General features: G+C 69.2%; 15 protein-coding genes. 11 read left to right on the top strand and 4 right to left on the bottom strand.

Going from position 1 to position 12,477, the window contains the following annotated elements:
* Nucleotides 1–70 precede the first annotated feature (70 nt).
* Nucleotides 71–745 (top strand): Asp23/Gls24 family envelope stress response protein, encoded by a 675-nt coding sequence (locus tag OTERR_RS15980; protein ID WP_187775318.1) that lies wholly within the window; start codon nucleotides 71–73, stop codon nucleotides 743–745.
* Between the two features lie 119 nt (nucleotides 746–864).
* Here the strand turns inward: OTERR_RS15980 and OTERR_RS05970 are convergent, their stop codons facing one another.
* Nucleotides 865–1,374 carry an HPP family protein gene (locus OTERR_RS05970; RefSeq protein ID WP_149425139.1) on the bottom strand — a complete coding sequence of 170 codons (510 nt, stop codon included), beginning with the start codon at nucleotides 1,372–1,374 and terminating at the stop codon, nucleotides 865–867.
* A 296-nt stretch (nucleotides 1,375–1,670) separates the two neighbouring features.
* Between OTERR_RS05970 and OTERR_RS05965 the strand changes: the two genes are divergently transcribed.
* Genes OTERR_RS05965 through OTERR_RS05955 form a run of 3 tightly spaced genes read left to right on the top strand, consistent with a single transcriptional unit; the run spans nucleotide 1,671 to nucleotide 3,833 of the window.
* Nucleotides 1,671–2,315: a TetR/AcrR family transcriptional regulator gene (locus OTERR_RS05965; protein ID WP_149425138.1), complete on the top strand. Its 645-nt coding sequence runs from the start codon at nucleotides 1,671–1,673 to the stop codon at nucleotides 2,313–2,315.
* A gap of 18 nt (nucleotides 2,316–2,333) precedes the next feature.
* Nucleotides 2,334–3,521 carry an AraC family transcriptional regulator gene (locus OTERR_RS05960; protein WP_149425137.1) on the top strand — a complete coding sequence of 396 codons (1,188 nt, stop codon included), beginning with the start codon at nucleotides 2,334–2,336 and terminating at the stop codon, nucleotides 3,519–3,521.
* A 9-nt stretch (nucleotides 3,522–3,530) separates the two neighbouring features.
* A complete protein-coding gene (locus OTERR_RS05955) occupies nucleotides 3,531–3,833 on the top strand; it encodes a putative quinol monooxygenase (protein ID WP_149425136.1) in 303 nt (100 codons plus the stop codon).
* Nucleotides 3,834–3,930: 97 nt separating this feature from the next.
* Here OTERR_RS05955 and OTERR_RS05950 read toward each other — a convergent pair whose 3' ends face one another.
* Nucleotides 3,931–4,779 (bottom strand): IclR family transcriptional regulator domain-containing protein, encoded by an 849-nt coding sequence (locus OTERR_RS05950; protein WP_149425135.1) that lies wholly within the window; start codon nucleotides 4,777–4,779, stop codon nucleotides 3,931–3,933.
* 391 nt (nucleotides 4,780–5,170) lie between these two features.
* Here OTERR_RS05950 and OTERR_RS05945 point away from each other — a divergent pair, with 391 nt between their 5' ends.
* The 7 genes from OTERR_RS05945 (at nucleotide 5,171) to pcaD (ending at nucleotide 10,762) form a co-directional block, all read left to right on the top strand.
* Entirely contained in the window at nucleotides 5,171–5,851 is a 681-nt protein-coding gene (locus OTERR_RS05945) for a 3-oxoacid CoA-transferase subunit A (RefSeq protein WP_054622481.1), read from the top strand.
* Between the two features lie 14 nt (nucleotides 5,852–5,865).
* Nucleotides 5,866–6,510 (top strand): 3-oxoacid CoA-transferase subunit B, encoded by a 645-nt coding sequence (locus OTERR_RS05940; RefSeq protein WP_149425134.1) that lies wholly within the window; start codon nucleotides 5,866–5,868, stop codon nucleotides 6,508–6,510.
* Nucleotides 6,511–6,544: 34 nt separating this feature from the next.
* Nucleotides 6,545–7,750 carry a 3-oxoadipyl-CoA thiolase gene (gene pcaF, locus OTERR_RS05935; protein WP_149425133.1) on the top strand — a complete coding sequence of 402 codons (1,206 nt, stop codon included), beginning with the start codon at nucleotides 6,545–6,547 and terminating at the stop codon, nucleotides 7,748–7,750.
* Nucleotides 7,751–7,889: 139 nt separating this feature from the next.
* Nucleotides 7,890–9,233 carry a short-chain fatty acid transporter gene (locus OTERR_RS05930; protein WP_054622478.1) on the top strand — a complete coding sequence of 448 codons (1,344 nt, stop codon included), beginning with the start codon at nucleotides 7,890–7,892 and terminating at the stop codon, nucleotides 9,231–9,233.
* A 129-nt stretch (nucleotides 9,234–9,362) separates the two neighbouring features.
* The gene (gene catC, locus OTERR_RS05925; RefSeq protein WP_054622477.1) at nucleotides 9,363–9,638 is read left to right on the top strand and encodes a muconolactone Delta-isomerase; all 276 of its coding nucleotides are present in this window, start codon (nucleotides 9,363–9,365) and stop codon (nucleotides 9,636–9,638) included.
* Between the two features lie 31 nt (nucleotides 9,639–9,669).
* Complete coding sequence (locus tag OTERR_RS05920; protein WP_054622476.1) at nucleotides 9,670–9,966, top strand: YciI family protein; 297 nt, start codon at nucleotides 9,670–9,672, stop codon at nucleotides 9,964–9,966.
* A gap of 16 nt (nucleotides 9,967–9,982) precedes the next feature.
* A complete protein-coding gene (gene pcaD / locus OTERR_RS05915) occupies nucleotides 9,983–10,762 on the top strand; it encodes a 3-oxoadipate enol-lactonase (protein ID WP_149425132.1) in 780 nt (259 codons plus the stop codon).
* A gap of 131 nt (nucleotides 10,763–10,893) precedes the next feature.
* On the opposite strand, the gene OTERR_RS05910 is transcribed toward pcaD, so the two are convergent.
* Nucleotides 10,894–11,310 carry a DoxX family protein gene (locus tag OTERR_RS05910; RefSeq protein ID WP_054622474.1) on the bottom strand — a complete coding sequence of 139 codons (417 nt, stop codon included), beginning with the start codon at nucleotides 11,308–11,310 and terminating at the stop codon, nucleotides 10,894–10,896.
* A 128-nt stretch (nucleotides 11,311–11,438) separates the two neighbouring features.
* On the bottom strand, nucleotides 11,439–12,365 hold the full coding sequence (locus tag OTERR_RS05905; protein WP_149425131.1) for a branched-chain amino acid transaminase: 927 nt from the start codon (nucleotides 12,363–12,365) through the stop codon (nucleotides 11,439–11,441).
* Nucleotides 12,366–12,477 lie beyond the last annotated feature (112 nt).

Genomic DNA, 12,477 nt, shown 5'->3' with positions numbered 1-12,477 from the left:
CCCGGGGCAACGCCGCAGCGCGGCACGCTACAATCCGGCCCCTTGCCATCGTCACGCCCGTTCCTACCCCATGACGTTCTGCCAAAAGATCACCGGCCTTCTGCTCATCGCTTTTCTGACCAGTAGCGGCCTCGCCGCCGCCGACAGCGAGTCTTCCGCGCCCCCGGCCGCCACGGAGGCCAAGAAAGCGGCCAAGCCCAAGGAGGGGGCGAAAAAGAACGTCGCCCGGGACACCAAGAAGAACGCTCCAGCCCAGGACAGCACCAAGGCCGCCGAGGCGGAATCCAGCGGTGTCTGGGCCCGCGCCAAGACGGTCGGCCTGTGGGCGGCTGGCATTACCGGGGTGATCCTCGTCTTTGTCTCGCTGCAATACACCCTGGCGCTGAGCCTCGGTGCCGGGCTGGCCGGCGGCATCGCCGGCTACGTGTTCGACAACGAATTTTCCGCCTGGGCCGTCCTGGGCGCCCTGGCCGGCTTCACCATCGGCATCCTCTGGTTCTTCATCGACCTGATCCGGGGGCGCTCGCGGCGCACGGTGGTCATCACCAGCGGCCACAACCCGAGCTATCTCGACGCTCCCGCCATCAACCCCACCACGGGCCTGCCGATGCAGGGCGGCGTGGGCGGCGTCGATGCCATGGGCAACGCCTATGGCGCCCCCGGGGTCAATCCGGCCTCGGGGCTGCCCATGGCCGGCGGCGTGGATGTGGGTGGCAACCCCTACGGCACAAGCCACCATCCATGATTCCGGCTTCCTGGAATCCAGCAACGACGGAAGTAAAAAATCCCGCTGCGGCGGGATTTTCTTTGGCCCGGACCCGGCCAACCGCCGCGTCCCGGGAGGCACGCGCCGCCCGACAGCCCTTACAGCCAATACCGGGGATAGCTTCCGCGCTGGCGCAGGTTGTTCACCATCAGGGCGCAGACCACCACCACCAAGGCGCCGAGCAGCACCGGGGTGACCAGGAAGTGGGCCGGCGGATGGGCCGCCATCACCACCAGGGGGTTGGCCCCAGCCGGAGCGTGAACCGTGCGGGTCAGCTGCATCGCCCCCAGGGCCAGGGCCACCGCCAGGGCGGCGGACCACCAGGCATCGCCCAATCCCCACAGCACCAGCAGACCCACCAGGGCGGCAATCAGATGGCCGCCGACGATGCTGCGCGGCTGGGCCAGGGGGCTGTCGGGCAGACCGAAGGCGAGCACGCAACTGGCCCCCAGGGGCGCCATCAGCCAGGGGGCGCCGGACCACTGGGACAAGGCCCCGGCAGCGCCGATGGCGAGCAAGGCGCCGGCCATGGAAGCCAGGATGGCGAAGGGGGCAGGCGCCGCCGGGGCCGCGGAACGGGGGAGGCGGAGGGACAACAGGCGCGACATGGGTAATCTCCAAGTGGGTGAAGGCAGGCAGCGCTGACCGGGCCACCGGGATCGGGAGCGGACTTCCCGGCCCCGGCGGCTAGCGCGGCGATCGATCTGCGTTGAGCTGGGTTGAGCTGGGTTGAGCTGGGTTGATGTGAATGATGTGGTTGAAAGGCGGGGGTGAGGTGAAAGGTATGTTGGACACAAAAGTAAACCGATCGGTATATATAAACTAAACCGATCTGTTTACTTTTTCAACCACTAGTAGAACAACCACTATGTTGGTTGCGGTGATTAGGTGTACCGTTCGGTATATGAGCAAACGCCCCCAACTCGTCGAAACCGCCCTGCGCCTCTTCTACCGGCAAGGCTTCCACGCCACCGGGGTGGACCAGCTGGCCCGGGAGGCCGGGGTCACCAAGAAGACCCTCTACAACCACTTCCCCACCAAGGAAGCCCTAGTGCTGGCCGCCCTGCGCCTGCGCGACGAGGACTTCCGCGCCCGTATGGAGCGGGCGGTGCACGGCGCCAAGGTGGCCGCCGGCAGTCCGCCGGGGGCCTTGGCCGCCGCCCGGGCCAGGGCCTACCTGGACTTCCTGCTCGCCTGGGCCGGCGAACACGATTTCTGCGGCTGCGCCTTCATCAACGCCTCGGCCGAATACGCCAGCGCCGACGACCCGATCCACCGCCTGGCCTGGGAGCACAAACGCCTGGTGCTGGAATTCCTCGCCCAGGCCCTGGGCGAAGGCGGTGCGCCGGCGCCGGAACAGAACGCCCAGGCGGTGTTCCTCCTCGGCGAGGGCATCATCGTCGCTGGCCAGGTGGGCAGCATCGCCCCCTTCGCCGCCGCCGCCCGGGCCGCCGCCACGGCCCTCACCGCCGGGTGGAGCATTGCCCCGACCACGCAGGCCTCCCCTGCGCCCCCCACCACGCCAGGGGCCGCCCCCCCGGCCGCCTGACCGCGCCGGACGAACCCGATGCGCGTCTTCCACCTGCGCCCCGACCCGGACCTGCGGCCCTTCATTGACCGCTTCTGGGGCTGGCAATACCCCGAATACCCGGAACACCCGGCGCCGGGCGCGGACCGGGAGCCGGCTCCCGTCCGGCCCCGCCCTCAGCACCGCTCTCAGCCCCACGGCCAGGACCTTGCCCTGCCGCTGCTGCTGCCCGGAGCCGGCGCCGAGGTTTATTTCCACCGCGACACGCCGTTTTCCGCCGCAGCCTTCGATCCGACGGAGGGCCCCCCCCCGTCGCTGGCCCCTGGCGCCGCTACCCGGGCCGGAGCGGTGGAATATCCCTGTCCGCCCCCATTGCCGAGCACCCCGCCCGGTATGCACGCCCCCGCACTGGCGGTGGGACATCCGGGAGCAGAAATGGGAGCGAATACAGGGCTGAATACGGGGCTGAATACGGGAGCGGTGTCGGCAAGTGTCATGCCCCCCGCCCAGACGCTGCCCGGTGCCCACCTGTTCGCCCTGCGCCGCCGCACCGTGCAATTGCTGCCGGCGCCCCGGGTCGATTTCATCGCCGTGCGCTTTCGCGCCGGCATGGTGCACCGCTTCACCGCCATCCCCGGGGCCGAACTGGCCGATGCCTTCCTCACCCCCGGCGACCTGTGGGGGCCGGCCGGCGCGCACCTGGCGGTGCGGCTGGCGGAAACCCCGTCCCTGCCCGCCCGGGCCGCCTTGCTGCAGGCCTTCCTGCGCGCCCGGCTGCGTGCCGACGCCCTGGATGCCCTGGCCGAAACCGCGGTGGCGCGGCTCTACCGCCAGTCGCCGGCCGGCGCGGGCGATGGGCATGGCGCCCACGATGACGGGAACGCGGCGGCCGGCATCGCGCGCCTGGCCGCCGACCTGGACCTGGGCCGGCGCCAGCTGGAGCGGCGCGTCGGCGCCCTCACCGGCCTCGCCCCGGTGGCCTGGAAGCGCCTGGTGCGGCTGCAAAAGACTGCCCGCCGCCTGGCCCTGGCGCCCGACGCCTCCCTCACCGACACAGCCCTGGCCCTGGGCTACTACGACCAGGCCCACTGCATCCGCGACTTCCGCGCCCTGGCCGGCCTGACCCCGGGCCAGTACCGGACGCTGCTGGCCAGCGGGACGCATTTTTACAATCCGCCCGGCTCGTCGGCGGGCATCCTGGCGGCTCCTTCCCCCACCTCACGATAAGGAGCCTCCATGCTGCTGCTCGCCGAACTGACCGCCCGCCCCGACAGCGATGCCGCCGTCGAAGCCATCCTGCGCGACCTGGTGCGAAGCACCGTCCAGGAGCCGGGCAACCGGGCCTACGCGGTGCACCGCCGCCGCGACGTGCCCCACGGCTTCATCGTCTACGAGCTGTACCGGGACGATGCGGCCTGTTCTGCCCACCTGGCCTCGCCGCCGCTCCAGGCGGCCCTGGCCCGCTTCGAGACCCTACTCGCAGTCCCGCCCCGGCTCGTTCAGGGCGACCTGCTGGCAGCCGCCGGCCTGGCCGACTGATCCCGCCGCACGCTCTTGCCGCGCCGCCACAACGCAAAAGCGCCGGGGACTTCCCCGGCGCTTTTGCGTTGTGCGTCCCGACGTAGCGGAGCGCGTATCAGGCCAACAGCAGGGCCAGTTCGGCGGCCGCGTCGCGCAGCACCGGCAGGATGCGTTCCTCCATTTCCGCCACCGACACCCGGGCGGCCTGGAGACCCACGTTGATGGCCGCCACCACCTTGCCGTCCGGCGCGGCGATCGGCACGGCGATGGAGCGCAGGCCGATTTCCAGTTCCTGGTCGATGACGGCATAGCCCTGGGCGCGCACCCGGGCCAGCTCGGTCCGCAGGGCCTCCACGGTCATCAGGGTGTGGGCGGTGTACTGGATCAGCTTGGCCCGGCCCAGGCAGGCTTCGCGCTCGTCCTCGGGCAGGTGGGCGAGCAGCACCCGGCCCATGGAGGTATAGACCGCCGGCAGGCGGCTGCCGATATCCAGGTCGATGGTCATGATCCGGGAGGTGGACGCCCGGGCGATGTAGAGGATCTCGTCCCCGTCCAGGATGGCGATGGAGCTGGACTCGTGCAGCCGGTTGCTGACGTCGCGCAGCACCGGCTGGGCCGCCTTGGCCAGGGGCGTGGAGGCCAGGTAAGCGTGGCCCAGGGACAGGATGCGCGGGCGCAGGGCGAAGTTGCGCCCGTCCTCGGCGCTGACGAAACCGAGCTTGGCCAGGGTGTACAGGCAGCGGCGCACGGCAGCCCGGGGAATGCCGGTCTTCTGGCTGATCTGGGAGATCGACATCTGCCGCCGCTGCGGCGAGAAGGCCTCGATCACCGCCAGCCCCCGGGCCAGGGACGCCATGAAGTTGGGATCGCCGGCCTGGGCCGAGATGTCGTCGGCCGGCGTGGCGGCGGCCTCGTCGCCGGCGGCGTCGGGCAGGTCGTCGGAGGCGGGGGGAGTGTTGTGCATGGGGCTCGGTTCCAGTGGCTCTCGCGGCTGCCCGGGTGCCGGCGCCGGGAGCCGGCGGGTGCCCGGGGCAGCCATCAAGCGATCAGCATAACCAACTATCCGAATATCGCACAAGCCAACGATTATCGCGCACGCCTGGGCTGCGCCTTGCCCCTCCCTTCCCTGGATTCCAGGCGACAACACCCAGGACCGATGGTGCAGCGCACCAGTTTTGTACGTTCGATAATCGAACAATATTTCGATTATCGCCATTGACGCTGCTGCATTCGCCCTCCTAGACTTTGTGCGAAATACGAATCTACGTGCGGTTATCGCACAAAAGATCGTCGCACGTTCGTCCTTCATCACCCATAGGAGGTCTCCCCGCAGGGGAGAACCAGCAAGCGAGACCATGATCGACAAGATCGTTTCATCCCTGGATGCGGCCGTGGCCGACATCCATGACGGCGCCACCGTCATGATCGGCGGCTTCGGTACGGCCGGGATGCCGAACCACCTGATCGATGCCCTGATCGCCCAGGGCGCCCGCGACCTGACCATCGTCAACAACAACGCCGGCAACGGCGAAACCGGCCTGGCCGCCCTGCTCAAGGCCAAGCGGGTGAAAAAGATCATCTGTTCCTTCCCCCGCCAGGCCGACTCCCAGGTGTTCGATGCCCTCTACCAGGCCGGCGAGATCGAGCTGGAACTGGTGCCCCAGGGCAACCTGGCGGCCCGCATCCAGGCCGCCGGCGCCGGTCTGGGCGCCATCTTCACCCCCACCGGCTACGGCACCCTGCTCGCCGAGGGCAAGGAAACCCGTCGCATCGGCGAACGCAACTACGTGCTGGAGTACCCGATTCGCGCCGACTTCGCCCTGATCAAGGCCCACCGCGGCGACCGCTGGGGCAACCTGGTGTACCGCAAGGCGGCGCGCAACTTCGGCCCGATCATGGCCACCGCGGCGGCCTGCACCATCGCCCAGGTCGACGAACTGGCCGAGTTGGGCGAGCTGGATCCGGAAGGCGTGATCACCCCGGGCATCTTCGTCCAACGCGTGGTGGCCACCGCCACCGCTACCGCCGCCTGCTGACCCGGAGCCACGCCATGAATCGACTCAATCGCAACGAAATGGCCGCCCGGGTGGCCCGCGACATTCCCGAAGGGGCCTACGTCAACCTGGGTATCGGCCTGCCCACCAAGGTGGCCAACTACCTGCCCGCCGACCGGGACATCTTCCTGCACAGCGAGAACGGCCTGCTCGGCATGGGCCCGGCCCCGGCCCCCGGCCAGGAAGACCCGGAGCTGATCAACGCCGGCAAGGAGCCGGTGACCCTGCTTCAGGGGGGCTGCTTTTTCCACCACGGCGACTCCTTCGCCATGATGCGCGGCGGCCACCTGGACATCTGCGTCCTCGGCGCCTTCCAGGTTTCGGCCACGGGCGACCTGGCCAACTGGCATACCGGCGCTCCGGACGCCATCCCCGCCGTGGGCGGGGCCATGGACCTGGCCATCGGCGCCAAGCAGGTGTTCGTGATGATGGAACTGCTGACCAAGACCGGCCAGAGCAAGCTGGTCGAGTACTGCACCTACCCCCTCACCGGCATCGGCTGCGTCAACCGCCTGTACACCGACGTGGCGGTGATCGACATCACCCGCGACGGTCTGCTGGTGCGCGAGCGGGTGGACGGCCTGAGCTTCGCCGACCTGCAGGCCCTGGTGCCCGTGCCCCTGGTGGATGCCGGCGCCTGACCCTCCCCCCCAGAGAACAACGACAAGGAGACCCATGGAAAACGCCTACATCTGCGCCGCCCTGCGTACGCCCTTCGGCAAGTACGGCGGTGCCCTGGCCGGCCTGCGCGCCGACGACCTGGCGGCCCTGCCGATCCGCGCCCTGATGGAACGCCACCCCGGCGTGGACTGGAGCGCCGTGGACGACGTGATCTACGGCTGCGCCAACCAGGCCGGCGAGGACAACCGCAACGTGGCGCGCATGGCCGCCCTGCTGGCCGGTCTGCCGGTGGAAGTGCCGGGCACCACCCTCAACCGCCTGTGCGGTTCCAGCCTCGATGCCGTCGCCACCGCCGCCCGCGCCATCAAGAGCGGCGAGGCCGACCTGCTCCTCGCCGGGGGGGTGGAAAGCATGTCCCGCGCCCCCTTCGTCATGGGCAAGGCCGACCAGGCCTATTCGCGCAGCATGAAGATCGAGGACACCACCATCGGCTGGCGCTTCGTCAATCCGGAGATGAAGGCCCGTCACGGTGTTGACTCCATGCCCGAGACGGCGGAAAACGTCGCCGCCGACTTCGCCATCGCCCGGGCCGACCAGGACGCCTTCGCCCTGCGCAGCCAGCAGCGCGCCGCCGCCGCCCAGGCCGAAGGCCGCCTGGCCGCGGAGATCGTGCCGGTGCTGATCCCGCAGAAGGAAGGCGAGCCCCTGCGCGTCGAGCACGACGAGCACCTGCGCCCCGGTACCACCCTGGACTCCCTGGCCAAGCTCAAGGGCGTGGTACGCCCCGACGGCACGGTCACCGCCGGCAACGCCTCGGGGGTGAACGACGGCGCCTGCGCCCTGCTGCTGGCCTCGCAAGCCGGCGTCGCCCGCCACGGCCTGACGCCCCGGGCCCGGGTGGTGGCGGCCGCCGCCGCCGGGGTGGCGCCGCGCATCATGGGCTTCGGCCCGGCCCCGGCCATGCGCAAGGTGCTGGCCAAGGCCGGCCTGAGCCTGGACCAGATGGACGTGATCGAGCTCAACGAAGCCTTCGCCGCCCAGGCCCTGGCCGTGACCCGGGACCACGGGCTGGCCGACGACGATCCCCGGGTCAATCCCAACGGCGGCGCCATCGCCCTGGGCCATCCCCTGGGCGCCAGCGGCGCCCGCCTGGTGACCACCGCCCTGCACGAACTGGAACGCCGCGGCGGCCGCTACGCCCTGTGCACCATGTGCATCGGCGTGGGCCAGGGCCTGGCCCTGATCATCGAAAGGGTCTGACCGCCAGCGATCGAACACGCACCGTTTTTTTCAGCCAAGCACCCGTCAGAGGTGACGCATTTCCCGGCGCCGGGAGCCAATTCCCGGCCGTGGAATCACACCCCTAGGGTTGGATAGTTAAAAGTAAATTGGAGACTGTATGAACAAGCTGGCCTCATTTTTCACCGAGCTGATGCGCAAGTACCTGCCCGACCCCTTCGTCTTCGCCATTGGCCTCACCCTGCTCACCGCAGTGATGGCCATGACCATCGAGGGCCAGGGCCTGGAAGCTCTCACCATCGCCTGGGGCAAGGGCTTCTGGAGCCTGCTCGCCTTCACCACCCAGATGGCGGTGATCCTGGCCATGGGCTACGTGCTGGCCACCGCGCCGCTTACCGACCGCCTGCTCAACCGCATCGTCGGCAAGGTGCACAACCCGCGCACCGCCATCATCGTCGCCACCCTGGTGGGGGGCATCGGCAGCTACCTGAACTGGGGCTTCGGCCTGGTCATCGGCGGCATCGTCGCCAAGAAGCTGGCCCTCAAGGTCAAGGGCGTGCACTACCCGCTGATCATCGCCTCGGCCTACAGCGGCTTCACCCTGTACGGCCTGGGCCTGTCCGCCAGCATCCCGGTGCTGATCTCCACCGCCGGCCACCCGATGGAAAAACAGATGGGCCTGATCCCCCTCAGCCAGACCATCTTCACCCTGCCCATGCTGCTCACCAGCCTGGCCGTGATCGTCACCCTGCCCCTGCTCAACGCCTGGCTGCACCCCAAGGCCGGCGACGCCGTGGTGGAGGTCAATCCGGACATCGACAAGGCCCAGGAAAGCCATGAAGGCGGCGGCGACGGTCTGCTGGCCGAGAACACCCTGGCAAGCAAGCTCAACAACAGCCGGCTGCTCAGCCTCTTGATCGGCCTGTTCGGCCTGGGCTACATCGGCCTGCACTTCAGCAAGGGCGGCAACCTGGACCTGAACATGATCAACTTCACGATCCTGTTCGTCGGCATCCTGCTGCTGGGCACCCCCGCCGCCTACATGGCGCGCCTCAACGAAGGGGTGAAGACCATCTCCGGCATCATCCTGCAGTTCCCCTTCTACGCCGGCATCATGGCGATCATGGCCGGTTCCGGGCTGGTGACCACCATCTCCCAGGTGTTCGTGGACATCTCGACGCCGCAGAGCCTGCCCTTCTGGGGCCTGATCAGCTCGTTCCTGATCAACTTCTTCGCCCCCTCCGGCGGCGGCCACTGGATGCTTCAGGGCCCGTTCATGATCGACGCTGCCAAGGAGATCGGCAGCTCCCTCAACCAGACCGCCATGTCGGTGATGCTGGGCAACGCCTGGAACGACCTGGTGCAGCCCTTCTGGATCCTGCCGGCCCTGGCCCTGTCCAAGCTCAAGCTGCGCGACATCATGGGTTACACCGTGATCATGATGCTGTGGGTGGGTGCCATCTACATCGTCGCCGTGCTCGCCTGGGGTTTCCTCGGCCACTGACGCGGTATCCGGCGCCGGCCGGCGCCTGTTTTTTTCCCTTCCCCGATTTCCTGTCTGCCGCCGCCCCCGCCAGGGCGTAAAGTCCCCGACCCGGGCCCCGGCGCCCTTCCCTCCCCGAAAGGACCTCCCATGCTGTACATGGTGCACATGCAAGTGAATCTGCCGACCGACATGGACCCGGCCGAAGCCGCCCGGATCAAGGCCGAGGAAAAGGCCTACTCCCAATCCCTGCAGCGCGACGGCCGCTGGGCCCACATCTGGCGCGTGGTCGGCGAATACGCCAACGTCAGCATCTTCGACGTAGCCAGCAACGACGAGCTGCACGACCTGCTCTCGGCCCTGCCCCTGTTCCCCTACATGGACATCAAGGTCACCCCCCTGGCCCGCCACCCCTCGGCCATCTGACCCCTTTGACCTGCTGCCGGAGACGTCCGCCATGCCCTATATCATCGAAACCTGGGACAAGCCGGGCCACGCCCAGGTGCGCCAGCAGCACCGCCCGGCCCACCTGGAGTTCCTCGACCGCCACAAGCATCTGCTGCTGTCCTGTGGCGCGAAGCTCAACGACGACGGCAGCGATGCCGGCGGCGGCCTGTACGTGGTCGATGTGGACAGCCGGGAAGCGGCGGAACGGCTGATCGCCGCCGACCCCTTCTCGGCGGCGGACCTGTTCGCCCGGGTGACCATCACCCGCTGGCGCAAGGCCTACGTCGACGGCCGCTGCTACCTCTGACCCGCCAAGGAATTCCATGCCCTACGCAGACCTCGGCGCAACGCGCCTCTACTACGTGGAGGACGGCCCGGCCGACGCCCCCGCCCTCGTCCTGTCCAATTCCCTGGGTACCAACGCCGACATGTGGGCGCCCCAGCTGCCGGCCCTGGCCGAACGCTTCCGGGTGGTGCGCTATGACACCCGGGGCCACGGCAAGTCGTCGATCCCCGCCGGCGAGTACACCTTCGCCCAGCTGGCCGACGACGTGGCCGGCCTGCTCGACCACCTGAAGATCGAACGGGCCCACTTCTGCGGCCTCTCCATGGGCGGCCCCACCGGCATGCAACTGGCCCTGGCCCACCCGCAGCGGGTGAACAAGCTGGTGCTGTGCAATACCGCCGCCCGCATCGGCTCCGCCGACGGCTGGGCGACCCGCATCGCCGCCGTGGGCGAGAACGGCCTGGACGCCATGGCCCCGGCCCTGGTGGAACGCTGGCTCACCGCCGATTTCCGCGCCCGGGCGCCGGTGCAGACCCGCCAGCTGGTGGACATGCTGCGCCGTACCCCGGAGGCCGGCTACAACGGCAACTGCGCCGCCCTGCGCGACGCCGACCTGCGCGACCAGGTGGGCCGCATCGCCGCCCCCACCCTGGTCATCGCCGGCACCCACGACCTGGCGGCCACGCCGCAGCAAGGCCAGGAACTGGCAGCCGCCGTCCCCGACGCCCGCTACGTCGAACTGGACGCCTCCCACATCTCCAACTGGGAGCAGGCCGAGGCCTTCACCCAGGCCCTGGTGGATTTCCTCGCCGCTTGAGCCTCCCAGGTTCCCCCGGCAGCGACAACGGCCTCCCTCGGGAGGCCGTTGTCGTTACGGATGAGGGATTAAATGGCGCGGCGAAGCGTGCTTGCCCAACCGCACCCGTCGCTGGCCGGCGGGCGGCACCGTCAGCACCGGCCCTGCCCTTCCCCATCGACGCTCCATGGCCCCGCGCCGTGGGCCACCACGTAGAGCAGGCCGCCGACCATGGCGATGTTCTTCATGAAGTGGATCATCTGGTTCTGCGCCATCTCCGGCGGCACGGCCCAGAAGTTGTGGAAGAGGAACGCCGCCGCCAGGGAGAACAGGGCGATGGCCGCCGCCGCCCAGCGGGCCTTCCAGCCGACGATGAGCAGGATGCCGCCGCCCAGTTCCACCGCCGCCGCGGCAGCGGCCGCCAGGCTGGGCAGGGGCAAACCCTTGCTGGCGATGTAGCCGACCGTCCCCTCGAATCCGGTGATCTTGCCGTAGCCGGACCAGACGAAGATCAGGGCCAGCAGTATCCGCCCCACCACGGGCAGCGCACGGCAGCAACAAGCGTTCATGATGAGCGTCCTTTCTTGTCCGGGCCACGCCGGCCCATGAACGTAGACAGAAAAACCGCCCCGGAGTGCGGCAGGCACGCCGGGGCGGTTTTATCGTTTCCGCAGGCGACAAGGCGGCCTGGAGCGGGTCAGCCCCGAGCCAGGCGCAACCAGTCGGCGTGGCGCTCATCCTCGCCACGCACGCAGGCGAAGTAGCGCCGTTGCAGCTCCCGGGCCACCGGCCCCGGCGTGCCGGCGCCGATGCGCCGGGCATCCACGGCCACCACCGGGGTGATCTCGGCGGCGGTGCCAGTGAGGAACACCTCGTCGGCGCAGTACAGCTCGTCCCGGGTGATGCGCTTGGGGGTCACGGTCAGGCCCATCTCCCGGGCCAGCACGTGCACCGTGCGGCGGGTCACGCCATCCAGGGCGGCGGTGGTCTCCGGCTCGTAGAGCTGGCCGTCGCGCACCATGAACACGTTCTCCCCCGACCCTTCGGCGATGAAGCCGTCGGTGTCGAGCAGCAGGGCCTCGTCGTAGCCGTCGCGGCGGGCTTCCCGCACCGCCAGAATGGAGTTGCTGTAGGTGGAGATGGCCTTGGCCCGGCACATCTGCACGTTGGGGTGGTGGCGGGCGTAGCTGGAGACGCGCACCTTGATGCCCCGCTCCAGGGCGCCCTCGCCCAGGTAGGCGCCCCAGAGCCAGGCGGCGACCATGACGTGGGTGGACGCCCCGGCCGGGTCCACCCCGGCCTTTTCGGCGCCGAGAAAGACCAGGGGGCGGATGTAGGCCGATTCCAATCCGTTACGAGCCACGGCCTCGCAGCAGATGTCGGCCAGGGCCTCGCTGTCCCAGGGCATGTCCAGAGCCAGGATGTGGGCCGAATCCTTGAGCCGGCGCAGGTGTTCGGGCAGGCGGAACAGAGCCGGGCCCTGGGGGGTGGCATAGGCGCGGATGCCTTCAAAGCAGCCGTAGCCGTAATGCAGGGTGTGGGTGAGCACGTGCACCCTGGCGTCGCGCCAAGGCAACCACTGGCCGTCGAGCCAGATGAAACCGTCACGGTCTTCCATGGACATGGAAAATCCTCCTCAATCGCAGCGTTCGCAAAGACCGGCGCATCGGTCCGGCCGAAAAAGGCCCACCGGGGGTATGGCGGGCGCGGACATCCGAGCGAGGGTGGAACGGGCG

Source organism: Oryzomicrobium terrae (genome assembly GCF_008274805.1).
GTDB lineage: Bacteria > Pseudomonadota > Gammaproteobacteria > Burkholderiales > Rhodocyclaceae > Oryzomicrobium > Oryzomicrobium terrae.
This window is presented reverse-complemented; position numbering and strand designations above follow the sequence as displayed.